Annotated in this window: 26 protein-coding genes and 1 pseudogene; 14 read left to right on the top strand and 13 right to left on the bottom strand. The window is 69.9% G+C overall.

What is annotated here, in order from left to right; translation table 11 throughout:
- Positions 1-185: 185 nt before the first annotated feature.
- The gene (locus AB0F61_RS27420; RefSeq protein ID WP_357815143.1) at positions 186-722 is read right to left on the bottom strand and encodes an NUDIX hydrolase; all 537 of its coding nucleotides are present in this window, start codon (positions 720-722) and stop codon (positions 186-188) included.
- Between the two features lie 71 nt (positions 723-793).
- Between AB0F61_RS27420 and AB0F61_RS27415 the strand changes: the two genes are divergently transcribed.
- A complete protein-coding gene (locus AB0F61_RS27415) occupies positions 794-1348 on the top strand; it encodes an HDIG domain-containing metalloprotein (protein WP_357815140.1) in 555 nt (184 codons plus the stop codon).
- On the opposite strand, the gene AB0F61_RS27410 is transcribed toward AB0F61_RS27415, so the two are convergent.
- Entirely contained in the window at positions 1336-1806 is a 471-nt protein-coding gene (locus tag AB0F61_RS27410) for an NUDIX domain-containing protein (protein WP_357815138.1), read from the bottom strand. The genes AB0F61_RS27415 and AB0F61_RS27410 overlap by 13 nt on opposite strands.
- A 24-nt stretch (positions 1807-1830) precedes the next feature.
- Positions 1831-2580, bottom strand: coding sequence for a helix-turn-helix transcriptional regulator (locus tag AB0F61_RS27405; RefSeq protein ID WP_357815135.1), 750 nt, complete (start codon positions 2578-2580; stop codon positions 1831-1833).
- A 224-nt stretch (positions 2581-2804) separates the two neighbouring features.
- Between AB0F61_RS27405 and AB0F61_RS27400 the strand changes: the two genes are divergently transcribed.
- From AB0F61_RS27400 to AB0F61_RS27380, 5 genes are all read left to right on the top strand, one after another.
- The gene (locus AB0F61_RS27400; protein ID WP_357815133.1) at positions 2805-2990 is read left to right on the top strand and encodes a hypothetical protein; all 186 of its coding nucleotides are present in this window, start codon (positions 2805-2807) and stop codon (positions 2988-2990) included.
- Positions 2977-4227 (top strand): helix-turn-helix transcriptional regulator, encoded by a 1251-nt coding sequence (locus AB0F61_RS27395; protein ID WP_357815130.1) that lies wholly within the window; start codon positions 2977-2979, stop codon positions 4225-4227. The genes AB0F61_RS27400 and AB0F61_RS27395 overlap by 14 nt, the downstream gene beginning before the upstream one ends.
- A 391-nt stretch (positions 4228-4618) precedes the next feature.
- Positions 4619-4999, top strand: a complete 381-nt coding sequence (locus AB0F61_RS27390) for a hypothetical protein (protein ID WP_357815127.1) — start codon at positions 4619-4621, stop codon at positions 4997-4999.
- A 535-nt stretch (positions 5000-5534) separates the two neighbouring features.
- The gene (locus tag AB0F61_RS27385; protein WP_357815125.1) at positions 5535-6662 is read left to right on the top strand and encodes a hypothetical protein; all 1128 of its coding nucleotides are present in this window, start codon (positions 5535-5537) and stop codon (positions 6660-6662) included.
- 408 nt (positions 6663-7070) lie between these two features.
- The gene (locus tag AB0F61_RS27380; RefSeq protein WP_357815122.1) at positions 7071-7619 is read left to right on the top strand and encodes an NUDIX domain-containing protein; all 549 of its coding nucleotides are present in this window, start codon (positions 7071-7073) and stop codon (positions 7617-7619) included.
- Positions 7620-7846: 227 nt separating this feature from the next.
- Here AB0F61_RS27380 and AB0F61_RS27375 read toward each other — a convergent pair whose 3' ends face one another.
- Entirely contained in the window at positions 7847-8713 is an 867-nt protein-coding gene (locus AB0F61_RS27375; RefSeq protein WP_357815120.1) for a metallophosphoesterase, read from the bottom strand.
- A 139-nt stretch (positions 8714-8852) separates the two neighbouring features.
- Here AB0F61_RS27375 and AB0F61_RS27370 point away from each other — a divergent pair, with 139 nt between their 5' ends.
- Positions 8853-9704 carry an alpha/beta hydrolase gene (locus tag AB0F61_RS27370; RefSeq protein WP_357815117.1) on the top strand — a complete coding sequence of 284 codons (852 nt, stop codon included), beginning with the start codon at positions 8853-8855 and terminating at the stop codon, positions 9702-9704.
- A 73-nt stretch (positions 9705-9777) separates the two neighbouring features.
- Here the strand turns inward: AB0F61_RS27370 and AB0F61_RS27365 are convergent, their stop codons facing one another.
- Genes AB0F61_RS27365 through AB0F61_RS27340 form a run of 6 tightly spaced genes read right to left on the bottom strand, consistent with a single transcriptional unit; the run spans position 9778 to position 15398 of the window.
- Complete coding sequence (locus tag AB0F61_RS27365; RefSeq protein WP_357815115.1) at positions 9778-10794, bottom strand: methyltransferase; 1017 nt, start codon at positions 10792-10794, stop codon at positions 9778-9780.
- Positions 10795-10836: 42 nt separating this feature from the next.
- Complete coding sequence (locus tag AB0F61_RS27360; RefSeq protein WP_357815112.1) at positions 10837-11466, bottom strand: hypothetical protein; 630 nt, start codon at positions 11464-11466, stop codon at positions 10837-10839.
- Positions 11463-12869, bottom strand: a complete 1407-nt coding sequence (locus AB0F61_RS27355) for a selenium-binding family protein (protein WP_357815110.1) — start codon at positions 12867-12869, stop codon at positions 11463-11465. The genes AB0F61_RS27360 and AB0F61_RS27355 overlap by 4 nt, the downstream gene beginning before the upstream one ends.
- Positions 12870-12883: 14 nt before the next feature.
- Entirely contained in the window at positions 12884-13615 is a 732-nt protein-coding gene (locus AB0F61_RS27350) for an ABC transporter ATP-binding protein (RefSeq protein ID WP_357815106.1), read from the bottom strand.
- The gene (locus AB0F61_RS27345; RefSeq protein ID WP_357815104.1) at positions 13588-14421 is read right to left on the bottom strand and encodes an ABC transporter permease; all 834 of its coding nucleotides are present in this window, start codon (positions 14419-14421) and stop codon (positions 13588-13590) included. The genes AB0F61_RS27350 and AB0F61_RS27345 overlap by 28 nt, the downstream gene beginning before the upstream one ends.
- Complete coding sequence (locus AB0F61_RS27340; RefSeq protein WP_357815102.1) at positions 14418-15398, bottom strand: aliphatic sulfonate ABC transporter substrate-binding protein; 981 nt, start codon at positions 15396-15398, stop codon at positions 14418-14420. The genes AB0F61_RS27345 and AB0F61_RS27340 overlap by 4 nt, the downstream gene beginning before the upstream one ends.
- A 178-nt stretch (positions 15399-15576) precedes the next feature.
- Between AB0F61_RS27340 and AB0F61_RS27335 the strand changes: the two genes are divergently transcribed.
- Complete coding sequence (locus tag AB0F61_RS27335; protein WP_357815099.1) at positions 15577-16770, top strand: LLM class flavin-dependent oxidoreductase; 1194 nt, start codon at positions 15577-15579, stop codon at positions 16768-16770.
- Here the strand turns inward: AB0F61_RS27335 and AB0F61_RS27330 are convergent.
- Together AB0F61_RS27330 and AB0F61_RS27325 are read right to left on the bottom strand one after the other, a co-directional pair.
- Complete coding sequence (locus tag AB0F61_RS27330) at positions 16767-17111, bottom strand: hypothetical protein (protein WP_357815096.1); 345 nt, start codon at positions 17109-17111, stop codon at positions 16767-16769. The two genes, AB0F61_RS27335 and AB0F61_RS27330, sit on opposite strands and share 4 nt — an antisense overlap.
- A gap of 345 nt (positions 17112-17456) precedes the next feature.
- On the bottom strand, positions 17457-18122 hold the full coding sequence (locus AB0F61_RS27325) for a GAD-like domain-containing protein (protein WP_357815093.1): 666 nt from the start codon (positions 18120-18122) through the stop codon (positions 17457-17459).
- 352 nt (positions 18123-18474) lie between these two features.
- Between AB0F61_RS27325 and AB0F61_RS27320 the strand changes: the two genes are divergently transcribed.
- The 6 genes from AB0F61_RS27320 to AB0F61_RS27295 are packed head-to-tail and all read left to right on the top strand — an operon-like array spanning position 18475 to position 23007.
- Positions 18475-18777, top strand: coding sequence for an urease subunit gamma (locus AB0F61_RS27320; protein ID WP_355029767.1), 303 nt, complete (start codon positions 18475-18477; stop codon positions 18775-18777).
- Positions 18774-19121, top strand: a complete 348-nt coding sequence (locus AB0F61_RS27315; protein ID WP_357815090.1) for an urease subunit beta — start codon at positions 18774-18776, stop codon at positions 19119-19121. The genes AB0F61_RS27320 and AB0F61_RS27315 overlap by 4 nt, the downstream gene beginning before the upstream one ends.
- Positions 19118-20821, top strand: coding sequence for an urease subunit alpha (locus tag AB0F61_RS27310; RefSeq protein WP_357815087.1), 1704 nt, complete (start codon positions 19118-19120; stop codon positions 20819-20821). The genes AB0F61_RS27315 and AB0F61_RS27310 overlap by 4 nt, the downstream gene beginning before the upstream one ends.
- On the top strand, positions 20821-21510 hold the full coding sequence (locus AB0F61_RS27305) for an urease accessory UreF family protein (protein ID WP_357815085.1): 690 nt from the start codon (positions 20821-20823) through the stop codon (positions 21508-21510). The genes AB0F61_RS27310 and AB0F61_RS27305 overlap by 1 nt, the downstream gene beginning before the upstream one ends.
- A 37-nt stretch (positions 21511-21547) precedes the next feature.
- On the top strand, positions 21548-22285 hold the full coding sequence (gene ureG / locus AB0F61_RS27300; RefSeq protein WP_357815243.1) for an urease accessory protein UreG: 738 nt from the start codon (positions 21548-21550) through the stop codon (positions 22283-22285).
- Positions 22285-23007, top strand: coding sequence for an urease accessory protein UreD (locus AB0F61_RS27295; RefSeq protein WP_357815083.1), 723 nt, complete (start codon positions 22285-22287; stop codon positions 23005-23007). Before ureG ends, AB0F61_RS27295 begins: the two co-directional genes overlap by 1 nt.
- On the opposite strand, the pseudogene AB0F61_RS27290 reads toward AB0F61_RS27295, so the two are convergent.
- Positions 23004-23287 (bottom strand): annotated as a pseudogene (locus tag AB0F61_RS27290) (hypothetical protein); the annotation flags it as partial. The gene AB0F61_RS27295 and the pseudogene AB0F61_RS27290 overlap by 4 nt on opposite strands.

Below are 23287 nucleotides of genomic sequence, written 5' to 3'. Positions count from 1 at the left end.
GATCCCGTGCCCCTTCGGATGGCAACCCCGCGACCCTTCGGCTCCTTGCACCAGCGATCCTCCCAGGCGTTGACAAAATTAAGCGGGTCCTTGACGTGCCGAGGCGATCCGCTCGTAGAAGTGCCGATTAGTCTGTTGTGGAGCCGGTGGTCCACCGACGAGTCGATCTATAAGCCGGATTGTCGTCAGGCAGTCTGCCACCAAGGTCCTGCTGCTTGTTCCGCCCCGTCGACGGACGGCAGTGGGACGACGAAACCGCCAGCAAGGTACAGCGGAGCGTGTAGGTCACGGCCGCTCATCGCCGACTCGACTCGTGTGGCGACGTTGTCGGGAAGACGCTGCTCGGCCTCTCGGCGCGAGAAGAAGGCGACGTCTTCCAACTCCTGTCCCGCCAGATCGAAGCCATCAAGGTTGTCGACCGACCCGCAGTCGAACGTGAAGCTGATGATCGCGCGTGGCCGCTGCCCGGCGGGCGGTGCCCAGTCGACTACAAGAAGGTTGCCCACCAGCACCGAGATCCCCAACTCCTCTCGGATCTCGCGGGCGCAGGCATCATGTGGGTATTCGCCCTCGTCGACATAGCCGCCGGGGAAGGCCCAGTGGTCGCGGTATGTGGGTTTGACGAGCAGCAGATTGCCGTCGGGATCGGTGATCAAAGCCGCAGCGGCGGCGTAGAAGGAAGCCAGGTTGGCGTACCAGGTGACGGGCTCCGTCCAGGTCACCTCGGTGACGCTAGCGGACGGGCCGAGGGTGGGTAGGCGGCCCAACCAATTGGGCCTCATAGAATTTCCGTGTGGGTACTTACTCAGAGTTGGCTGCGGCAACCTCGCAGCGTCACCTGCGGAGCTACTTACCCCGTCGGTGGCTGCACGTACAGGCGGTGGCCGCCAAGGCTGAGCAGCTTGCGTACCTGGTCGGAGACGATGCGGACCTGCTGACGGCGGCTGCGTGGCTCCACGACATTGGATACGCCCTGGATGTCGCCGATACGGGTTTGCACTCGCTGGACGGTGCGCGCTGGCTTCAGCGCCGCGGCTTCGACGCTCGAGTCGCTGCTCTGGTTGCCCATCACTCCTGCGCTTCGTACGAAGCACACGAGCGCGGCCTGAGCCACGCTTTGGCCAGCGAGTTTCCCCGTGAGGAGACGGCTACATCGGATGCACTCTGGTACGCGGACATGACGACTGGTCCAGATGGTCAGGACCTCACCGTCGATGAGAGGTTGGCGGAGATCCGGCAGCGCTACGGTCCGGACGACGTTGTGACGCGGTTCTGGCACAAAGCTGAGCCGATGCTTCAAGACGCGATACGTAGGACCCAACTACGCATGTCAGCTCAGCCGACATAGGGCTCGGGACGCCACTGGAATCCATGGTTGACCCGAAGTCGCATGGAGGGATGGATTGAAAGTTGGTCCAGATGGTCTTGCGCCACCCAACGCACTGACGATGACTCTTCGCTGGTCGTCGGGTCACCTGAGAGGTAGCGGCCGCGGAAGCAGATCGAGAACTGCTGCCGCACCTCGCCGTCGCTGTACTCCACCACATGGCTCGGGTTCGTGTAGATCCCGACCACCCCGGTCACCTCAACCTCGATGCCGGTCTCCTCGCGCGTCTCCCGGACGGCCGTCTCGGCGATGTACTCGCCGAAATCCTGGGCGCCGCCGGGCAACGCCCACAGGCCGTTGTCGGTGCGTTGGATGAGCAACACCCGCCCCTGGCCGTCCTGGACGAAGAGTGTCACGGCTACGACGATGCTGTTCGGCTTCGGGGCGTTCGGGTTGTTGAAGTGCTCGATCCGGGCCATGCCGTCAACCTCTCACCGGACGGATCAGTGCTCGGGCCACACGGCCCGCTTCTTGCCGAGGACTCGGTTGAAGCTGGCGACGTAGCTGTCGAACACGTCGCCGCCGCCAAGACGTCGCAGGTGCAGCACGGGGGAGTAGGCAGCCGGTGTGCCGTAGAGGTGGGTGTTGACCAGCATCTCGTCGTCGAAGCGGTAGATGGAGTTGTAGAGGATGGTGTCGTGGTAGTAGATCCCCACGTTGTCCAGGTCCCGTAGGTCTTTGTAGAAGGCCAACGCGTTCAGGATCTTGTTGGACATGGCCGGGCCGATGCCCTCGGCGTCTCCACGTTCGGCGATGTGCTCGCCCTCCGGGTCGCCAAATAGCAACTCGACCTGCGCCCCGGCCAACGCCTTCTCACGAAGCGTCGGGATCCACCGGTGGTTGAACTCCGGCAGGAACAACCCTCCGTAGACCAAAACGCCGACCTGTCGGCTGGCCTGCTCCAGGAGATGCTGCCAGAGGTCGGTAGGAACGGCTCCGCGCCGCGGGTAGATGTGGACCAGTTCCGACTGGCTGATCTGCACCGCTCGCTGCGTCGGAAGCGCATCCGGCCACAGGTACGACTCACTCTCGTCGAGCAGCTCCGCGATGGAGTGCCGATAGCGCGGGTACGGGTTGCGGGTCTGCGTCACCCACCGCTCGACAGTCTTCGGGTCGACACCGAGCTTCTCGGCCAGCGTCGATGCTGTCACGCCCTTCTTGAGCATCCCGTTGCGAAGACGGTCGTTCGGCATCGCGTCTCCTGGTCACTGGGGCTTAGGGACGGCGTAGGGACGACTCACCCTAGCAAGGACGTCCCCATTCGTCCGTAACTCGCGGTGAAGTTGTCACTACCAATCGGCAGAGCCTGGGTCCACGAGACCTGTCGTCCAGACAGGACACGAGCGCCCAGCCGAAGTTCGACGCTGTCTGCGATCCGAGTCCTGTCCACGAAGGCCCTACAGAGGGAGGACTTGTGGTGGGTCGATTGACCGAGGCGGGCAGGCAGGGCGACGAGGCAGCGAGCAAGGGCGAGCAGGCCGAGGCGGCCGAGCAGGAGGCTGCCAAGCAGCGACTCCTGGCGCAGGCGGAGGCGGAGCGCCTACCGGTGGAGGACACGACCCGTGCGGTCCCGGATCGGCGGTGGCGGCGTGACAACCGATGACCTGCCGATCGGCCGGCGGGTCGCGCGGTGGCGGGTGCGGCGCTCGATGACGCAGCAGCAGCTCGCGGACCGCCTCTGTCGGTCGAAGAGCTGGGTCGACAAGGTCGAGCGGGGTGTGCGCTCCCTGGACCGGTACTCGGTGATCCAGGAGTTGGCCGAGGTGCTGCGGGTCAACCCCGAGGTGCTGCTCAGTCAGGGGCCGCAGCGCACACCGGTCGGCACTGTCGATGGGGTCGACGACATCCGGGCCGCTCTTGCCTGCTACGACACACCGCAGGCCCCAGAGCAGACGACGGGTGAGACAAGAAGGCAGATCGGGTACGCCTGGCTGACCTACCAGCACGCGGACTACGCGCAGTTGGCGCGGGCGTTGCCGGCTCTGCTCGACGTCGTCCAGGGCGCGCGGTCACCGGAGTTGCTGGTGCAGGCGTACCGGATCACCTCGGCCTTGCTGGTCAAGCTCGGCGAGGCCGACCTCGGGTGGCTCGCCGCTGACCGCGCGATGGCCGCCGCCAAAGACGACAAGACGCTCGCGGCGACGGCGGCCGTGTCGGTCGGGCAGGCGCTGCGCGCGTCGGGCCGCGACCGCCTAGCCCTGACCGCGACCCTAACCGGCGGGAACTGCATCCTCCCGCCGCCTACCGCTGCGTCCCCATCTAACCCCGGTGATCATGAGGTTGGCGGGCCGTGGAGAGATCAAATCCCCCGTCAACCTCATGATCGTCGAAGCGGGGCCGGGAGCGCGGGGGAGCGCGCGGTGGGTGGGACGCTGTTGCTCCAGGCGGCACTGGCCGCTGGCGGGTGCGGCGAGCACCGCCGCGCCGACGAGCTGACCGACCGGGCCGCGGGCGTCGCCGCAAACCTTCGGGGGTACGACGATCAGCACCGCACCAGCTTCGGGCCGGTTGCCGTCGAGTTGACCCGGGTGCTGCTGGCGGCGCAACGGGGTGACGCCGCCGAGGCGGTGCGTCGGCACTCGACAGTGGTGCGGCGGGAGGGGTGGCGGCGGCTGCCGGCCGAGTATCGGGGCGCGTACCTGCTCGACCTCGCGCGGGCGTACCTCCAGATGGGTGACCTGCGCGGGGCTGCCCGTGCCCTCGTCGACGCGGATCACGTCGCGCCGGCCGAGGTTCGGTGCCGGCCGTTGGCGCGTACCGTGATCGCCGAGATCGCCCGCGCGCGGCCTGCGCCGGCCGGCGTGGCGCGACTGGCGACGGTGGTCGGTCTTACCCGCTGACGGGCGAGCGCCGGCGCAGGTCGTCGGCCGGACTTCCTGGTCCACCATGGATACCTACCCGCAGGGCATTGTCGGCAACCGTGCGAGACACGGTGTAGGACAGCCCCTGCCTCCACCTGCGGTGCAGGCACCTGATGGCCTGCTGTTCGACGTGGCCCGGCCGGGTAAGCCCGGCGTCCCGGTGCTCCTGCGTTTCACATCGCGCCGCACGCCGGCCACGACGGTCATGAAACCCTCGCCCCGGCCGCCGATCCGAAAGAACAAGATTGTCGAGACGGCCGACAGGGGTCGGGGTAGCCAAATCTCATTGAACGGCTTACATTGTCACAATGTAAGCCGACCTTCGTCTTATCAGTAGCGGGGGCGGAAATCAGCATGACGAGGAGGACGAATGATCGTCAAGCGAAGGCTCATGGCAGGCCTGTCCACTTTCTTGCTGTCGATCGGAGCTGGCGCCTTGGTGGCGACAACTCCGGCTCAGGCGGCTCCTGCGGAATGCTATGACAGCCCGCAGTTCTGCCTGCGTGACGTTTGGAACTCTGCCTCGGAGCCGCCGTACGCCGGTAACACGCCCCGCAACACGTGTATCAAGCTGCAGACCTTCGACGACGACTTCGTCTACAACCTGACCAGCACGAGGTGGTACGTGTTCCACACCACCACCTGCGACGGCTCCCACGCGGAGATTCCCCCCGGCTACGTGGGCCTGCTCCCGCTCGGCTACGACTTCGGACAGACCCACGCGATCATGCGAACCAGCAGGACCAGCTAACCCCGAGAGCACATTAATCGTGCCGCGCCCGAGTGAATGACACTGACTGTCGCCAATCGGACGACCATTGACATTCAACTCGTCAAACGCTCGGGCGGCATCGGGTTTTGTTGCGACGACGGATGCGCTGACGGCCCAGTTTCGTCCAGCTGCAGATGACACCAGAACATATCCAGGCCAAATCCTTGACCAGGGCTCCGATCTGGTGGACGACGGACGAGTCGGTCTGTACGCCGAAGTGTATTCACGCGTTCTGCGATCGATGCCCCGCTTCGTGTTCTCTGTTGACGGGGGACAGTGGGACGACCGAGCCGTGACGCGACTGGCGACGTTGGTCGGCCTCACTCGGCCTTGAAGAGCCGGTACGGCCGGTTCGGGCCGCACGCTTGTCGACACCTGGCTTGGAGGCCAACCAATCCTGAACGGGGTTGCTGGTGGACTGGAGCGCCTGGCATCATCGCTGCATGATCACCAGAATCGAGTCCTCCGTCCGCCGGTGAGCGTGACACCCGAGCCTGGACAGCTCGGATCCCAGATGTCGTTGTTCGATTACGCGGTGCGGTTGCATCGCGAGGATCCCGACTCGCCCCTGTTCCGTGACGGTGAGCCGTATCCGGACGACGGACAGCATCGAGGTCGGAAGTCGCGTCCTCGGGGGCCGGAGGACCCGCGCCGCCGAGGCGTTGACGTCGCCGCCGTTCTGGACGCGCATTTCGCTGATCCGTCCACCGCTCCAGTCGATCTCGCCGGGGCGTTCCATGACCTCGATGTTCCGATCCACCCCAACGAACACATCGCGGCCGCGGGCTGTCGGGTCGACGCCGACCGAGTCCGGGAGACCGGTCGATGGCTTGTCCGGTACGCCACCGATCGCTGCGCCGCGACTGTTGGCCTGGCGTTGCTGGGCACCGTGTGGGATGACGACGACATCGCACTGATCAAGACGATCGGGCTGTTGTCGAACCGCTTCGGTCCGTTGGCCGCCCACGCGCTGGAACGACGGCGTGGCGGCTCGGACGCCTTGCTGTGGCTGGCCGAACGGGTCACGGGTTGGGGACGGGTGTATGTCGTGGAGTCCTTGTGCAAGGTGGGCAACACCGGGGCGCGACCGTGGATGCTGCGTCGTGCGTGCGATGGCGACTACCTCAACCGCTACTTTGCCGGAAACGTCGCCACCGCCGCACACCTGCATGAGGCGATCACCGGGCCGAACCCCGACCGTGAGTTGATCGACCATACCGGCCTGCTGTTGACCATCATGGCCGACAGCGGCGGCATGGGTATCACGCTCGATCACTATCCGCCCGCCCCAGCCGTCCTACAGGCTTACTGTGAACACGCCGGCCGTCTGGAGCCGTCGGCAAGCCGTTTTGTCATCGCTGCGCAACTGGCCGAGTATCTGCATCGGGCAGCGGCGGAACGAATGGCGTGGTCCGAGGGAGGACGAGAACGAGTCCTGGACGGCTACCTTGCCCTGCTTGATCGTGAGGACTGGTGCGCTGTCGCCCGCGCTGGGCTGGCCGCGGGGGATGACCACGTCACCTGGCTTGCCGGGGCGCTGGCACCGCGCCTTGGGCTGCGAGCGTTCAGCGACGCCTTGGCCGACGATCAGCATCCCGAAGGCCGCCGGGAAACCCGGTCGTCGGCTCGCCGGGCGGGCTGAGTAGCGGGGTCAGCCTCCCGACTGTTGGGAAAGCGCTGATGATCGACTCGTTTTTGGTGAAGCCGGGGTGTCCGGGCCGCTGGGACACCGCGATTTCGCTGAAACCGAGTCGATCTCGCGCTCGCGGTGGCTGCGACGCTCGCCGCCGCGACCCGTCTCGACTCGTCTCGACCTCAGCGCACGGAGGACGCACAGGAGGTGGACGCGGACAGTGTCGCGCCGGCTGAGGTTCGGTGCCGGTCGTTGGCGCGTACCCTGATCGCCGATCTTGCCCGCACGCAGCCGGCGCCGGTCGGTGTGGCGCGACTGGCGACGGTTGTCGGTCTTACCCGCTGATCGGCCGGGCGGAAGCGGAGAGATCACGCCGTAACCGGATAGACGGGTTGGGTCGGCAACGGGCAGCATCGGGTGGTGCACGTCGCAACGGACGGGGAAGCCGTAGACATCATCACGACTGGCGACCACTGGCAGTCCTCTTGGTATCCCCCGTCGAACCCTCCCGCTGGCACTCCACATGGATCGACCGGGGTTTGCCTGGTCGATGGTCAGGTGATCCTGGTCAGCGATGACGGCAAGCACTGGCAGCTCCCGGGTGGACGCCCGGAGGCCGGCGAGGACTGGTCGGACACCCTGGCCCGTGAGGTGAGCGAAGAGGCGTGTGCGACGGTGCTCAGCTGCCGATTGCTGGGCTTCAGCCGTGGGCTGTGCAGGAGGGGGCCAGAACAGGGTCTCGTGCTGGTGCGGGCACTGTGGTGCGCCGATGTCCGCCTGGACGTGTGGACGCCGGAGCACGAGATGGTCGAGCGTCGTCTCGTCCCTCCAGACGGCGTCTGGGATGCATTGACTGTTCCGACTGGCTGGGAGCCGGTTTACCGCCGCATCTTGATCGAGGCAGGTATCCCGGCTGGACAAACGGCGGAAGGCGGACAGGTAGCACGACTTGGTGAAGACCAGTGAGATGTACCTTCCCCGGTGGCGTCCGTCCCTGAGTAGCCGGGTCAGCCTCCCGACTGTTGGGAAAAGCGATGATGATCGACTCGGTTTTGGTGATGTCGGGGTGTCGGAGCCACCGGGACACCGCGAGTTCGTTAAAACCGAGTTGATCTCGGGCCGGCGCGCAGCCCGCGCGCAGCGCGCGCGGCAGGCGCCGGCCGGTGTGGCGCGACTGGCGACGGTGGTGGGTCTTACCCGCTGACGGACGAGCGCCGGCGCAGGTCCTCCGCCGGGTTGATGGTGCGGACCGGATCGGGCACCGACCCGCGCCGCCGCCACTCGCGCGGGTAGCCCAGTGAGACCTCCACGAACCGCACCTCGTCGTGGAAGGTGGTGCGAGGAATGTGCAGGTGCCCGTAGACCATCGTGGCCGCACCGAAGCGCAGGTGCCAGTCGCGGGTGCGGACGGTGCCGCACCACTGGGCGAACTCCGGGTACCACAGCACGTCGGTGGGCTCGCGGACCAGCGGATAGTGGTTGACGAGCACTGTCGGCAGGGCCGGGTCGCGTTCGGCCAACCGGCGCTCGGTCTCGGTGATCCGGGCGTCGCACCACGCCTCCCGGCTCGGGTAGGGGTCGGGGTGCAGCAGCGCCTCGTCCGTGCACACCACCCCGGCCTTGTACGCCAGATCCAGTGACTCCTGCTTGGTGCTCGCCTCGGGCACCCGGAACGTGTAGTCGTAGAGCACGAAGAGCGGGGCGATCGTGGCCGGGCCGCCCACGCCGTCCCATACCGGGTACGGATCCTCCGGGGTGACGACGCCCAGCCCACGGCACAGCCGGACCAGCTCCTGGTAGCGCGCCTCGCCGCGCAACTGCACCGGGTCGTCGGGCGGCGTCCACAACTCGTGGTTGCCCGGCGCCCAGACGACCTTCGCGAACCGGGTGCTCAGCAGCTCCAGTGCCCACTCGATGTCGGCGTACCGCTCGGCCACGTCGCCGGCGACGAGCAGCCAGTCGCCGTCGTGGTCCGGGCGTAGCTCCTGGACGAACGCCCGGTTCTCCGGGTAGGCGATGTGCAGGTCGCTGACGGCCCGCAGCCGGGGAGAGAGGCTCACGCTCCGAGGCTAGGCCGTCGTGGCCCGATCGGAACACCCCTGTCCGTCCCGCCTGGGCGAATCCCCTCGCCGGCATATCCGCGGACTCGGCGGGAAAGCCGCGACGTCCGACAGCCCGAGACCGGAGCAGGAGACAAACATGCCTTTCATCACCGTGGGGACGGAAAACTCCGCACCCATCGACCTGTATTACGAGGACCACGGTTCCGGTAAGCCGGTGGTGCTGATCCACGGTTTCCCGTTCAACGGGGCGACCTGGGAGAAGGTGACCACCCAGCTGCTCAACGCCGGATACCGGACGATCACCTACGATCGACGCGGGTTCGGCAACTCGGCCCAGCCGACGTTCGGGTACGACTACAACACGTTCGCGGCCGACCTGGACGTGTTGATGACGGAGCTGAACCTGAGCGACGCGACCCTCATCGGCCACTCGATGGGCACCGGCGAGGTCATTCGCTACCTGGCCAACTACGGCTCCCAGCGGGTGAGCCGGGCGGTGGTGCTCAGCCCGCTGCAACCCATGCTGGCCAAGGCCGACGACAACCCGGAGGGTGTCGACCGGAGCCTCTTCAAGGGTTTCCAGGACGCCATCATCAAGGACCGGTTCGCCTACCTGACCCAGTTCTGCGACGCGTTCTTCAACTACAGCGAGAACAAGGGCAAGCTGGCCAGCGAGGAGGCGTACCGGGCGCACTGGCAGATCGGCGCGATGGCGTCCGCCAAGGGCACCCATGACAGTGTGACCGCCTGGCAGGAGGACTTCCGCCCCGACCTGCCGAAGGTCGACGTGCCGTTGCTGATCATGCAGGGTGACAAGGACAACGTGTTGCCCTACCCGGTGACCGGCCAGCGGCTCGGGCCGATGATGCCGACCGCCAAGTTCATCACGCTCAAGGGCGCGCCGCACGGTCTTCCGTGGACGAATGCCGACGACGTCAACAAGGCGATCATGGAATTCATGAAGCAGCCGGCCAAGGCTCGCGCCTGACCGGTACCGGTAGCCGATCGGACGCCACGACACCCGGCCCAGGGTTCGCACCGGGGCCGGGTGTCCCCGTCGGTCAGGGCCGGCGGGCCACCACCGCGCCGTTGGCGCCGGGGGCGTCGAACGGCACGGTACGCACGTCGACGAAACCGACGTCGGAGAGCCAGGTCGTGTACTCCGCGCCCGAGTAGTTGCGCCCGCCCTCCGTCTCGACGAGCATGTTCATGCCCATGAGGGCCGCCTCCGGTGGCCCGGTGCGCTCGTCGTTGAGCAGCAGCTCGCACACGACTATCGCCCCGCCGGGTGGCAGCGCCGCGTGGCAGCGGGCCAGCAGCGCCCGGTTGGTGGGCTCGTCCCAGTCGTGCAGGATCATGCTGAGCAGGATGACGTCGTGCCCGCCCGGCAGCGCCGGGTCGGCGAGGAAGTCACCGGCGACCGCGTCGATCCGCCCGGTCAGGCCGGCCTCGGCGATCCGCTCCCGCGCCCGTACGCAGACGTGCGGCAGGTCCAGCACGGTGGCCCGCAGGTCGGGCAGGCGGCGGCAGAACTCGATCGGGAACGCGCCAGCACCGCCGCCCACGTCGAGCAGCCGGCGGTGCGCGGAGAAGTCGTACGCGTCGGCCAACGCGCTGGCGGTGAAACTGGACGTGGAGAACATCGCGTCCCAGAACTGCGCGAGCATCTCCGGGTCGGCGGTGTCGAACATCGACTGTTGGGCCTCCGGGTCCCAGGTCAACGGTCGATCCGTGCGCAGGGCGTCGCCGATGCGGTGCCAGGGCAGGTAGGTGCGCAGATCCGAGTAGCGGACCTGTGCGCCGAAGTAGTACGGGCGACCCTCGACCAGGAACTGCTCGGCCAACTCGGAGTTGCGGTAGCCGTCGCCGGCCTTCTCCAGCAGGCCGAGCGAGGCACTGGCGGCCAGCAGCAGGTCCGCCGGACGGTCGGGCAGCCCGAACTCGGCGGCGACCTCGTCGACGGTCATCGTCCGCCCGCCGGCCAACCGGGTGAACAGGCCGAGTTCGACGCCGGCCGCGAGGGTCTTGAACCCCCAGACACCGGCCACCAGGCGCATGAGGGGAGTGGGTGAAGTCACGGAAACATCAGACCATACGTCGGCTCCGTCCACGATGGTCGTTCACGCCCGGATGAGCGTCACCAGCCCGGCCGCGACCAGCACGCCGGCCCAGAGGCGATCCACGTTGAACCACGCCCGACGCAGCACCCCGACCCCGAGCACCTGGTAGACGAGCACCGCCACGACCACTGCGGTGCCGAGCATCGCGACGGTGTGCACCCCCGCCGCCGCGAGCCCGGACAGCGCGCCCACCGGCGCGGCGGCCAGGTGCCCGGCGTGACTGCCGGGCACCGGCTCGGCCACCAGCAGCGGCAGCAGCATCAGCCCCGCGCCGTGCGCCGACGACATGAGGAACGACCAGCCGGCGAGCTGGGCCGAGGACAACCGCATCCCCGCCCAGCGGAAGTGCCGTTCGGAGAGCAGCCGCCACAGCCCGAACGCGACGAGCAGCACACCGCCGCCCACCGCCAGGGCGGTGCTCGCCGTCACCGACCGGGTCGCGGTCACCAGCGCCGCGACGATACCCACCGAGGCGAGATGCCCCGCCGCGATCGGCGGCAGCGACCGCAGCAGCGCCGCCCGGCTGCGCTCCTGAAGGCCCCGGGCCACCGCGAACAGCCAGCCCATCGCCGGGTTCAGACCGTGGAACGCGCCGAGCGCGGCGAGCGTCACCCAGGTGGTGACGGTCACGGGAAGCAGTACGAGTCGGAGGACGCGTCCCCGCCCTGCAACCGGGTCTGGTGCACCCGCAGCCCGCGGAACTCCTCCCCGTGCGGGAAGAACCTCTCGTCGGGGGTGAGCCCGCCGGCGTCGGTGTCGACGTCGAGCTTCGCCAGCCAGGCCCCCACCCCGTCCGGGTAGAACTGGTCGTCCCAGGCCCCGTAGAGGGAGTTGCTGACGTAGACCCGCCGGCCGTCCCGGCTCACCTCGACCATCTGCGGCCCGCCCGCGAGGGCCTCGTCCGGGGCGGACGGGTGCGCGGTGCGGCGGACGATCCCGCCGAGGCGTACCGAGCCGGTCTGCACGGGGTGCAGCGGGTCGCTGACGTCGTACTGGCGTAGCTCGCCGGTGCCCCAGCAGGAGACGTAGAGGAACCGGTCGTCGACCGACAGGTCGATGTCGGTCACCAGCGGCGGCACCGCGCCGAACGGCTTGAGCAGGTCGGGCAGGTCCGCCGGGTCGGCCGGCTCGGCCGGGATGTCGATCACCTTGGTGACCGCCCACGCGTCCCCGTCGCGGTGCCACAGCCACACCGAGGCGGACAGGTCCTCAACACTGATCACCACCCCGACGAACCCGTACGACTTCGTCGGGTCGTGCGCCGGGCGCAGCTCCAACGGCATCTGGTACTGATCGCCCAGGTCGACGCGCTGCACGTGTCGGCGCTTGGCGAGGTCCCAGAAGTGGATCGCATGGCCGTAGCGTCGGCCCAGCAGCAACTCGCCGACGATGCCGTCCTCGATCATCGACGGGGCGCCCCACTCGCTGGTGACAAGCACGTCCTGGGTGAGGTGCCACCACACGTCGTACGCCAGGAACTGCGGACCCCGGTCGGACTCCCACGCTCCGCGCACCTCGAACGTGGTGTGGTCGAGGACGGCGATGCCGCCCGGCCCCTCCGCGCCGTCCGCGCCGCCGAGGGCGGAGAGGTAGATGCCGTCCGGACCACAGTGCACCGTGTGCGGACGCGAGTAGCCGGCCTTCTTCGCCAGCTCCTCCGGCCCGATCACCTTGACCACCTGGGGTTGGCGCGGATCGGGTTGCGTGTCGATGACGTGGATCCGCGACGACCGCAGACCGGGCACGATCAGGTAGCGCCGCTCGACGTGCGGATGCGGGGCGGTCGGGCAGAGCGCGCTGCTGCACGCGTTCCACCCGAAGTGGTGCAGCTCGTCGCCGAGGTGCGGCAGGTCGGTCCAGCCCACGACCCGGCCGTAGTCGGGGGAGTCGGGGTCGGTGTCCAGCACCACGATGGCGTCCGGGCGGCTGGCCGTACGGTCGAAGGCCGCCACGTAGGCGAGCTTCTCCGCAGGCGCGGTCACCGCCTCCCGAGGGGAGGGGTAGAAGGTGGGGTCGGGGGTCCAGCGGGTCATCGGGTCTCCGCTCGTCAGGTGGTGGGAACGCCGAGTCGGTCGAGCAGGTGTCGGCGCAGCGCGCCGAAGGCCGGGTCGTCCGGGGTACGGGTGGAAGCCAGGTCGACGGGCAGGTCGGCGGCGATGCGGCAGTCGTCGAGGAGCAGGATCCGGTCGGCGAGCAACAGGGCCTCCTCGACGTCGTGGGTGACAAGCAGGGCGGCGAAACCGTGCTCGGCGCGCAGCCGACGCAGCAGGACCTGCATCCGCAGACGGGTCAGCGCATCCAGCGCCCCGAACGGCTCGTCGAGTAGCAGCAGGTCCGGTTCGCGGACCAGGGCCCGCGCGACGGCGACCCGTTGCGCCTGCCCACCGGACAGCTCGGCCGGCCAGGAGCGGTGCCGTTCGGCGAGCCCGACCTCGGCCAGCGCGCGCTGGATGCGAGCGGCGGTGTCCGCGCCGGACAGCCCGAGCCCGACGTTTGGCGCGACCCGTTTCCACGGCAGCAACCGGTGCTCCTGGAAGACCACGGCGGCGGTGCCGTGCACGACGATCTCGCCGCTGGCCTCGCCGTCCAGGCCGGCGAGAATCCGCAGGAGGGTGCTCTTGCCCGAGCCGCTGCCGCCCAGCAGGGCCACCACCTCGCCCCGGGCGATGGTCAGGTCGACTCCGGCCAACACGACGGTCGGCCCGAACGCCCGGTGCACCGCGTGTGCGGTCAACACCGGCGTCGTACCGGTCAGGTGGCCCGCAATCCGCGACGCCATGTCAACATCCTCCTCTCCGCCACCCGCAACGCAAGGTCGGATATCAGCCCGAGCAGCGCGTAGACGAGCAGGCCGAGCACCACCACGTCGGTCTGGCTGAACTCCCGCGCCTCCATCATCAGAAACCCGATCCCGGTCTGGGCGTTCACCTGCTCGCCGACGACCAGGCTGAGCCAGGCCGCGCCGATCGCCAGCCGCAGGCCGAGGAAGAGCGACGGCAGCGCGCCGGGCAGCACCACGTGCCGGAGTCGGGCGGCCTGCCCCAGCCCGCAGGTACGGGCGGCCTCCACCAGCCGTTCGTCGATGTCCCGGATGCCGGCGTAGGTGTTGAAGTAGATCGGGAAGAACGCGCCGAGGGCCACCAGGCTGATCTTGAGTGACTCGCCGATGCCGACCCAGATGATCAGCAACGGGACCAGGCCCAGGTGGGGCAGCATCCGGGCCATCTGCACCGGTGGGTCGACCAGGTCGTCGCCGAGCCGCAGCAGCCCCGCCACCGTGCCCAGGATCAGCGCCAGGACACCGCCGATCAGTAGCCCCGCCCCGGCACGGGTGAGGGAGTCCAGCAGGTGCACGAGGAGCGTCCCGTCCCGCGTCAGCCGCCAGCCGGTGGCCAGGACGTCGCTGGGCGCGGGCAGCTTCTCCGGTGCCAGCAGCCCGGTCCGGGCGGCCAACTCCCACCCCAGGACCAGCGCCACCGGGCTGATCAGCCGCCGGTAGCGCCGGGCCGGGCGGGAGCGTCGAGGCGTGCCGGGCACCGCGGTCACGACCTCGCCGGGGGCCTCGGCGAGCGTGCTGCGGCTCATTGGAAGACCGCACTGAACCGGTCGTCGACCCGGGACCGCAGGTCGACCGGCCCGGGGATGAGTTCCAGGGCGATGAAGCTGTCGGTGATCGCCTGGAGTTCGTCGCCGATGGCCGGGGTGACCGGGGCGAGGGGCCGGGCGCTGCGGGCCAGGGCGCGGCTGGTGACGTCCTGCGGGATCTTCAGCTCCGGTGCGAGGGTCGCGGCCCGCTCCTCGGGGTGGGCGATACCCCAGTCGGTCACCTCACGGTAGTGCTGGAGGAAGGCCCGGACCTCGTCCGAGCGCTTCGTGACGGCGTCCGGGGCGGCCAGGACGTACTCGCGGTTGCTGGCCAGACCTGTCGCGTCCGCGAGCACCTGGACCCCCGGTTGCTCGGCCAGGGCGAAGTACGGGTCCCAGATCACCCAGGCGTCGACCTGGCCGCCGTCGAACGCGGGCCGCCCCTCCGCGGGCTTGAGGTACTTGACCTGGATGTCCTTCAAGGTCATGTTGTTCGCCTTGAGCAACTGGACCAGCAGCCAGTGCACGTTGGACCCCTTGTTCAGGGCCACCGTCTTGCCCTTCAGATCGGCGAAACTGCGGTAACCGCGGTCGGCCTTGACGAGCACGGCCTCGCCCTGCGGGATCGGCGCCGAGGTCCCGATGACGGAGAACGGAATCTTCCCGGCCGCGGCGAAGACGGGAGGCGCCTCGCCGACCTGCCCGATGTCGATGGACCCGGCCTTGAGGGCCTCGGTGAGCGCCGGGCCACTCTCGAACAGCGACCACTCCACGTCCGGCGCGGCGCCGCGCGCCTTGACCAGGCTGAGGCCGCCGAAGCGCTGGTACCCGATCCGGAGCTTGCCCGCGTCGTCGCCCGCGTCGGCGGAGCCCCCACAGGCGCTCAGGACGGCCGTGGCGAGCACGGCCACTGTCGTCAGCGCGGCGGTGGTCAGGCGACCGTGGTGCGGGGGACGGCGGACCGAGGGGGTACGCATGGCGGCTCCTTGGGGTGGGCAGGTGTGCCGGGCCGCGTCGACCGGCGTGAGTGCGTGGGCGGTAGCCTACTAACCCGATAGGTTTTATGGGTAGGCTGTCGGCGCGATCGTCCCACCCCTCAGGAGGTGCCCGCCTCACCGCGTGCGCCGACCGTCCCCGCTGGAGGAAAGAGCCGCGATGACCCTCACCTTCCACTGGTTCCTGCCCACCAACGGCGACAGCCGGGACATCGTCGGCGGCGGACACGGCGTACCGACCGGCGCCGCCGGAGGAGCCCGCCCGGCCAGCGTGGCGTACCTGGGACAGATCGCCCGCACCGCCGAGCAACTCGGCTTCGTCGGCGCGCTCACCCCGACGGGTGCCTGGTGCGAGGACGCCTGGCTGAGCACCGCGATGCTCACCGAGGTGACCGAGCGCCTCAAGTTCCTGGTCGCCTTCCGACCCGGGCTGACCTCACCCACCCTCGCCGCACAGATGGCCTCGACCTTCCAACGGCTGTCCCGGGGCCGGCTGCTGCTCAACGTGGTCACCGGCGGCGAGTCGCAGGAGCAGCGGGCCTACGGCGACTTCCTGGACAAGGACTCCCGGTACGCCAGGTGTGACGAGTTCCTGCACGTGGCGCGCGCCCTGTGGCGCGGCGAGACGGTCGACTACGCCGGCACCCACGTACGCGTCGAGCAGGCGCGGCTGCACCGCCTGCCCGACCCGGTCCCGCCTGTCTACTTCGGAGGCTCCTCAGCCGCCGCGCTGCCGGTGGCGGTGCGGCACAGCGACGTCTACCTGACCTGGGGTGAACCGCCGGCACTGGTCGCCGCCAAACTGGCGCGGGTCCGGGCGCTGGCCGCCGACGCCGGACGCGAGGTGCGCTTCGGCATCCGGCTGCACGTCATCGCCCGGGACACCGCCGAGCAGGCCTGGGCGCAGGCCCGGCGACTGCTCGACGGCATCGCCGAGGCCGACATCCGGGCGGTGCAGGACGGGCTGCGCCGCAGCGAGTCCGAGGGGCAGCGCCGGATGCTCGACCTGCACGGCGGTTCCCGCGACGGCCTGGAGGTCGCACCCAACCTGTGGGCCGGAGTCGGGCTGGTCCGTGGCGGGGCCGGCACCGCGCTGGTGGGCAGTCACACCGAGGTCGCCGACCGGATTGCCGAATACCACGCCCTCGGCATCGACGAGTTCATCCTCTCCGGCTACCCGCACCTGGAGGAGGCGTACTGGTTCGGCGAGGGGGTGCTGCCGATCCTGCGGGACCGGGGCCTGTGGCGACACCCCGACGGCCAGCCCGGGGCCGCCGACCACGTCGACATCCCCTTCACCGGAGTGCCGGCGCCGCAGCCCGTCGCGACACGCTCACCGGCCGCCGCCGGCTAACCGGCGATTGTCCAGGCCACCAGTGCCGGGAGGGTCAGTAGGTAGGCGCTGCCGCAGACCCGGAACGCGCTGTCCGTGGCGCGACCGGACAGTCCACGACGGCCTGTGAGCACCTCCAGCGGGGTTGCGCCCCCGTTGTCGCCGCCGTCCTCGAAGGTCAACGCACACACCAGGAGCAGGACGTCGGCCGTGATGAGAAGGGGCCACGCAGACGGTGGCGCCGAGAATCCGGCGTAGATCAGCGGCCCCAGCACGATCGCGGGCACGGTGCCGAGCGAGAAAGCGCTCACGATGGTCACGATGATGGCGTACCAGCCGAACGTCGTCAGTCGCAGAAGCACAGCCAGTCCGACGACCATGATCTGAACAACACCCATTGACACCGCAGTCACCCTTCTACGACTGCATCGTGCACCGCGAGCTGGTCAAACCTGACCCGCGTACTCGTCGGCGCGGCGTCCCCGCTGGTCTGCACCGTCAGAGTGGCTGTCGGGCTGGGAGTGTCCTCGACGATGACCACGTCCGTCACACCGGCCGGCAGGTCGGCAGGCCATCCGGCATCGTCGGTCGGCTCACTGGTCAGGAGGCGCGCGGTACGTCCCATCAGGCCCGTGTCGGTAGCCCGCACCGGCCGCCACACCATCAACGCCGACCTGGTCGGCGGCCGTCGGCGGCGTCTGCGCCGGTCACTGACCGATCCACATGTGCAGGAGGTCTTCCTTGTCCAGGATGCGACGCGCGGAGAGCTCGGCGAGCAGCTCCAGATGAACGGGTCCGTCGAAGATCTCGGCCCGGTCGGGACGCAGCGCCCCGCCGAGACCCAGGGCCGGGACAAAACCATAGATGGTGTCGGGGCCCACCGGACCACGCAGTGCGAGTATCCGATCGAACAACGGCTTCCTGTCCGCGCCGTGAAGGTCGACGCTGCGGCGGTCCTGGCACATCAACAGCGCGTAGAGCCGGTCATCGCGGCGATCGTCCGACATCGCGCGGCCCGCCCGATCCGTGTGGACCACCCACCCGTACTGCGCGGTGATCGTCAACCGTGAGCCCGTCTGCTGCCCCCACACCTGCATGTCGCCGAACGCACTGCGGCTCACGGCAATCCATCGTTCTTCTTCCGGTAGGGAAAGGCCGTTGGTCCATGCGTCAACCGCCGGCTGCCACAGCTCGGGATCACACAACCAGAACGATCCGTCACCGAAGCCGGCGAAGCCGTACGTACGCCAACAGGCCAGAAGTAGATCAGGTACGACACCTGCGAACTGAGCCAGGCGATCAGCGTGGACCGGAGCGGAACAGGTTGGAGGTCCCCAAATCTCGGCCAGTTGCGCCACGTCATCATCGACCATCGGCCTGCCCGCCCCTCGTCGCTGTCATCGGGCGATCATCTCCTGCCCGCCGCTCCACGGGAACACGGACCGGCATCCGGTCGCGGACCGGTGCGATCCGCCTCGGACTGTTGCCTCGGCCCGCGACGATCCTCTACGGTCTGCTCAGCGGTGGGCGGTGCGGTCCGCATCCGACCGACACCGCCGGTTGCCCGTCGTTCGGGCCGGGATGGTGGAGTCCCGGGTCGACCCGTCGGCGGCGGCTCGGCGGTCGTGTGACTCCAGCTCGTCATCCCGGGTGTCCTGCTGCCCGGCTCGGCTCACTGCGGAGCCGACGACGAGCCGGGCACGCTTACCCCACCGGGAGAAGCCCGTGTTTCTCAGCCCGCACGAGCAGGACCGCCTGCTCGTCCACGTCGCGGCCGATGTCGCCCGCCGCCGCCGCGAGCGCGGCCTGCGCCTCAACTATCCCGAAGCGGTCGCGCTGATCACCGCGTTCCTGCTGGAGGGGGCCCGCGACGGTCAGTCGGTGGTCGACCTCATGTCGACGGGCCGGACCGTGCTCAGCCGTGACGACGTCCAGGACGGCATCCCCGAGCTGCTGAGGGAGGTGCAGGTGGAGGCGACGTTCCCGGACGGCACCAAGCTGGTGACGGTGCACCACCCGATCCCGTGATCCCGGGGGAGATCCTGCCGGCCGCCGGCCCGGTCGAGATCAACGTGGGTCGTCCGGTGACCACACTGCTGGTGGTGAACACCGCCGACCGGCCGGTACAGGTCGGGTCGCACTACCACTTCGCCGAGTCCAACCCGGCGCTGGCGTTCGACAGGCACGCCGCCTGGGGGCAACGGCTCGCCGTGCCGGCGGGCACCTCGGTCCGGTTCGAGCCGGGCATCAGCCGCAGCGTCGACCTCGTCCCGTTCGGGGGAGCGCGCGTCGTCGCGGGACTGCGGGGGGAGTGCGCCGGGCCGCTGGACCCGCCGCCGAACACGCCGACGGCCGACGGGTCCCCGCGGTGAGCGCCGTGCGGCGGGACCGCTACATCGACCTGTACGGGCCCACGACCGGCGACCGGATCCGGCTGGCCGACACCAACCTGCTGATCGAGGTGGAGACCGACCACTGCGTGGGCGGCGACGAGGCGGTCTTCGGCGGCGGGAAGGTGATCCGCGAGTCGATGGGGCAGTCCCGGGCGACCCGCGCCGAAGGGGCGCTCGACACCGTCATCACCGGTGCCGTGGTGCTCGACCACTGGGGTGTGATCAAGGCCGACGTGGGGCTGCGCGACGGGCGGATCGTGGCGCTCGGCCGGGCCGGCAACCCGGACACCATGCCCGGCGTGCACCCCGACCTGGTCATCGGCCCGGCCACCGAGGTGATCGCCGGCAACGGTCGGATCCTGACCGCCGGCGCGGTGGACACCCACGTGCACTTCATCTGCCCGCAGATCGTCACCGAGGCGCTCGCCAGTGGCATCACCACGATGGTCGGCGGCGGCACCGGCCCGGCCGAGGGGACGCGGGCCACCACCGTCACCCCGAACGCCTGGCACCTGGCCCGGATGCACGAGGCCCTGGACACGCTGCCGGTGAACGTGCTGCTGCTCGGCAAGGGCAACACCGTCTCCAGCGAGGCGCTCTGGGAGCAGTTGCGGGCCGGCGCGGGCGGCTTCAAGCTGCACGAGGACTGGGGCACCACACCGGCGGCGATCGACGCCTGCCTGCGGGTGGCGGACGCGTCCGGGGTCCAGGTGTCGATCCACACCGACACGCTCAACGAGGCTGGTTTCGTCGCCGACACCCTGCGCGCGATCGGCGGCCGGGCCATCCACTCGTACCACACCGAGGGCGCCGGCGGCGGGCACGCACCGGACATCATCACCGTCGCCGGTGAGCCGAACGTGTTGCCGTCGTCGACGAACCCGACCCGGCCGTACACCGCCAACACCCTCGCCGAGCACCTGGACATGTTGATGGTCTGCCACCACCTCAACCCGTCCGTGCCGGAGGACCTGGCCTTCGCCGAGAGCCGGATCCGACCGTCCACCATGGCCGCCGAGGACCTGCTGCACGACCTCGGCGCGATCTCCATCATCGGCTCCGACGCGCAGGCCATGGGCCGGGTCGGCGAGGTGATCATGCGAACCTGGCAGAGCGCGCACGTCATGAAGGACCGGGTCGGCGCGCTGCCGGGCGACGGCGCCGCCGACAACCACCGGGCCCGACGGTACGTCGCGAAGTACACCATCTGCGCGGCGATGGCCAACGGGTTGGAGGACGAGGTCGGGTCGGTCGAGCCGGGCAAGCTCGCCGATCTGGTGCTCTGGGACCCGGCGTTCTTCGGCGTACGACCGCACCTGGTGCTCAAGGGCGGCATGATCGCGTACGCCCAGATGGGTGACGCGAACGCGTCGATCCCGACGCCGCAGCCGATGCTGCCGCGACCGATGTTCGGCGCGTACGGCGCGGCGGCGGCCGCGACCAGCCTGGCCTTCGTGGCACCGGCCGCCCTGGAGGCGGGGCTCCGCCTCGACGTGCGACGCCGGGTGGTGCCGGTGCGCGACGTGCGGTCGCGGGGTAAGGCCGACCTGCCGGAGAACAACGCGATGCCACGAATCGAGGTGGACCCGGACACCTTCACGGTCCGGATCGACGGGGTGGTGGTGGAGCCGGACCCGGTGACCCGGCTCCCGATGGCCCAGCGGTACTTCCTGTTCTGATGGCCACGCCGAGCCTGCTGTTGCTGTTGGCCGACGGACGCTTCCCGGCCGGGGCGCACGCGCACTCCGGTGGCCTGGAAGCGGCCGTCGCCGCGGGCCGGGTCAGGGACCTGGCCTCGTTGGAGGCGTTCCTGGCCGGACGACTTGCCACCGCCGGGCTGGTCGGCGCGGCCTTCGCGGCGGCCGCACACCGGGCGGCGGTTGCCGGGTTCGTTGGACGGTCCGACGCGCTGGCACAGCTCGACGTGGAGCTGGACGCGCGTACCGCGTCGCCGACGTTGCGGACGGTTTCCCGCCGGCAGGGTCGAGCGCTGCTGCGCGCCGGCCGGGCCGTCTGGCCGGACGCGCCGTTCGGTGACCTGCCGGCGACGTCCTGCGGCGTACACCAACCGCTGGTGCTGGGGCTGCTCTGTGCCGCGGCCGGGCTGTCCCGCGTCGAGACCGCCACGATCGCCGCGTACGGGACGCTGACCGGGGCGGCCAGCGCCGGCGTACGCCTGCTCGGCCTCGACCCGTACCGGGTCCAGGCCCTGCTTGTCGGTCTTGCCGACGTCTGCGACGGCACGGCCGCCGACGCGGCGCGGGCCGCCGACGACCCACCGGAGCGGCTGCCGGCCGCGGCCGCTCCACTCGCCGACATCCATGCCGAAATCCATGCCACCTGGGAGGTGCGTCTCTTTGCGTCCTGACACTGTTGTGCCGAGCGCTGGGCCCGCTGTCGAGCCGATCACGCCGTCACCGAACGGCGAACCGCACGACGAGAGCGTCCCGCACACCCATCCCGAACCAGGGGTCGACCCGCATCCGCCGCTGGCGCGCGCGGGTCGTGCCCTACGGGTCGGCATCGGCGGCCCGGTCGGGTCGGGCAAGACGGCACTGGTGGCCGCGCTCTGCCGTGCCTTCGCCGACGAGTTGCAACTCGGCGTGGTGACGAACGACATCTACACGACCGAGGACGCCGACTTCCTCAGGCGGGCCGGAGTGCTGGACCCGGCGCGGATCCGCGCCGTGGAGACCGGGTGCTGCCCGCACACCGCGATCCGCGACGACATCGGCGCCAACCTGGACGCCGTGGACGAGTTGGCCGAGACGGTCGGCCCGTTGGACCTGGTCCTGGTGGAGAGCGGTGGGGACAACCTGACCGCGACCTTCAGCCGGGGTCTTGTCGATCGGCAGATCTTCGTGGTCGACGTGGCGGGAGGGGACAAGGTGCCGCGCAAGGGCGGACCCGGCGTCACCGCCGCCGACCTCCTCGTGATCAACAAGACGGACCTGGCGCCGATGGTGGGGGCGGACCTCGCCGTGATGGATCGCGACGCGCGAGCCCGACGTGGCGACCTGCCGACCGTCTTCCTGTCCATCGTGGGCGACCCGACGGCGAGTCGGGTCGCCGACTGGATCCGGCACGAGCTGGCCCACCACGCCACCGCGCACCCACTGGCCGTGCCGGTCGGCCCGCTCTGATGCGGGCGTCCGCCCGGCTGGTCGCTCGGGCCGACGGTCGGGGCGGGACGGTCCTTGTCGAGGTGCACGGCGAGACGCCGCTGCTGCTGCGCCAGACCCCGACCGACGGTGGTGTTGCGACCGTGCACCTCGTCGGCGGGGCGGCCGGGCCGATCGCCGGCGACGATCTGCGGCTGGACATCGAGGTGGGGCCGGGAGCGGCGGTCCGGGTGCACACCGTCGCCGCGTCGATCGCCCTACCGGGCCGGCCCGGTGCCGTCTCCCGGATGGCGGTGCGGGCGGTCGTGCACGCAGCAGCCACGCTGCACTGGCTTCCGGAACAGTTGGTGGCGGCGGCCGGCTGCGCGCACCTCGCCGAGTCCCGGATCGAGCTGGCCGCCGGGGCGAGCCTGCGCTGGCGCGACGAGCTGATCTGCGGCCGGTACGACGAGGCGCCCGGTGGGGCCGTCGTGCACACCCAGGTCGACTACGCCGGTCGGCCGCTGCTGCGCCAGTCCCTTGCGGTGGGACCGCACGCGCCGGGCTGGGCCGGGCCCGCGGTGCTCGACGGCGCGCCGGCCACCGGATCCCTGCTGGTGGTCGACCCGTCGCGACCCGCCGAACCGGCGCACGTCGGGCCCGACGCGACGGTCGTTCGACTGCCGCTGGCCGGCGGTCCGGCAACACTGTGGACCGCCACCGCTCCGGACGCCCACACCCTGCGCACCCACCTCAGCGTCTAGGACGGCCCTCCTGCTGGCCCGGCCAGCAGGTCGCCACTGCCCAGGGCGCCTCCTTGACCTGCACCGCCGGCCGTGCCGGGCGGAAGGGCCGGCCTTGCTCGGCGGGAAGGTCCGTCCGCGACCTGCGGATGCTGGTCTTCGCTGGCATCCCGTTGGCCGCGGTGCTGGTCATCGCCGGCCTGGCAGCCAGACACTCCGGAGAGCGTGATGCCTGTGCCCTGCTCCAGACGGGTGTAGTACTCGGTCGAGATGAACGCGAGCTGCGCCACCTCCTCGCGGC

The sequence above is a fragment of the Micromonospora sp. NPDC023888 genome, from assembly GCF_040639415.1.
Classification (GTDB): Bacteria; Actinomycetota; Actinomycetes; order Mycobacteriales; family Micromonosporaceae; genus Micromonospora.
The sequence above is the reverse complement of the archived record's forward strand: the minus strand, read 5'-3'. Positions and strand labels throughout refer to the sequence as shown.

Excerpts from the sequence above, each read along its gene's own strand:
- AB0F61_RS27350 (WP_357815106.1), bottom strand. The coding sequence starts at position 13,615 with ATGGCGTCGCGGATTGCGGGCCACCTGACCGGTACGACGCCGGTGTTG.
- AB0F61_RS27410 (WP_357815138.1), bottom strand. The coding sequence starts at position 1,806 with ATGGCCCGGATCGAGCACTTCAACAACCCGAACGCCCCGAAGCCGAAC.
- AB0F61_RS27340 (WP_357815102.1), bottom strand. The coding sequence starts at position 15,398 with ATGCGTACCCCCTCGGTCCGCCGTCCCCCGCACCACGGTCGCCTGACC.
- AB0F61_RS27305 (WP_357815085.1), top strand. The coding sequence starts at position 20,821 with ATGGCCACGCCGAGCCTGCTGTTGCTGTTGGCCGACGGACGCTTCCCG.
- AB0F61_RS27295 (WP_357815083.1), top strand. The coding sequence starts at position 22,285 with ATGCGGGCGTCCGCCCGGCTGGTCGCTCGGGCCGACGGTCGGGGCGGG.
- AB0F61_RS27345 (WP_357815104.1), bottom strand. The coding sequence starts at position 14,421 with ATGAGCCGCAGCACGCTCGCCGAGGCCCCCGGCGAGGTCGTGACCGCG.
- AB0F61_RS27390 (WP_357815127.1), top strand. The coding sequence starts at position 4,619 with ATGATCGTCAAGCGAAGGCTCATGGCAGGCCTGTCCACTTTCTTGCTG.
- AB0F61_RS27325 (WP_357815093.1), bottom strand. The coding sequence starts at position 18,122 with ATGGTCGATGATGACGTGGCGCAACTGGCCGAGATTTGGGGACCTCCA.
- AB0F61_RS27335 (WP_357815099.1), top strand. The coding sequence starts at position 15,577 with ATGACCCTCACCTTCCACTGGTTCCTGCCCACCAACGGCGACAGCCGG.
- AB0F61_RS27385 (WP_357815125.1), top strand. The coding sequence starts at position 5,535 with ATGTCGTTGTTCGATTACGCGGTGCGGTTGCATCGCGAGGATCCCGAC.
- AB0F61_RS27405 (WP_357815135.1), bottom strand. The coding sequence starts at position 2,580 with ATGCCGAACGACCGTCTTCGCAACGGGATGCTCAAGAAGGGCGTGACA.
- AB0F61_RS27355 (WP_357815110.1), bottom strand. The coding sequence starts at position 12,869 with ATGACCCGCTGGACCCCCGACCCCACCTTCTACCCCTCCCCTCGGGAG.
- AB0F61_RS27370 (WP_357815117.1), top strand. The coding sequence starts at position 8,853 with ATGCCTTTCATCACCGTGGGGACGGAAAACTCCGCACCCATCGACCTG.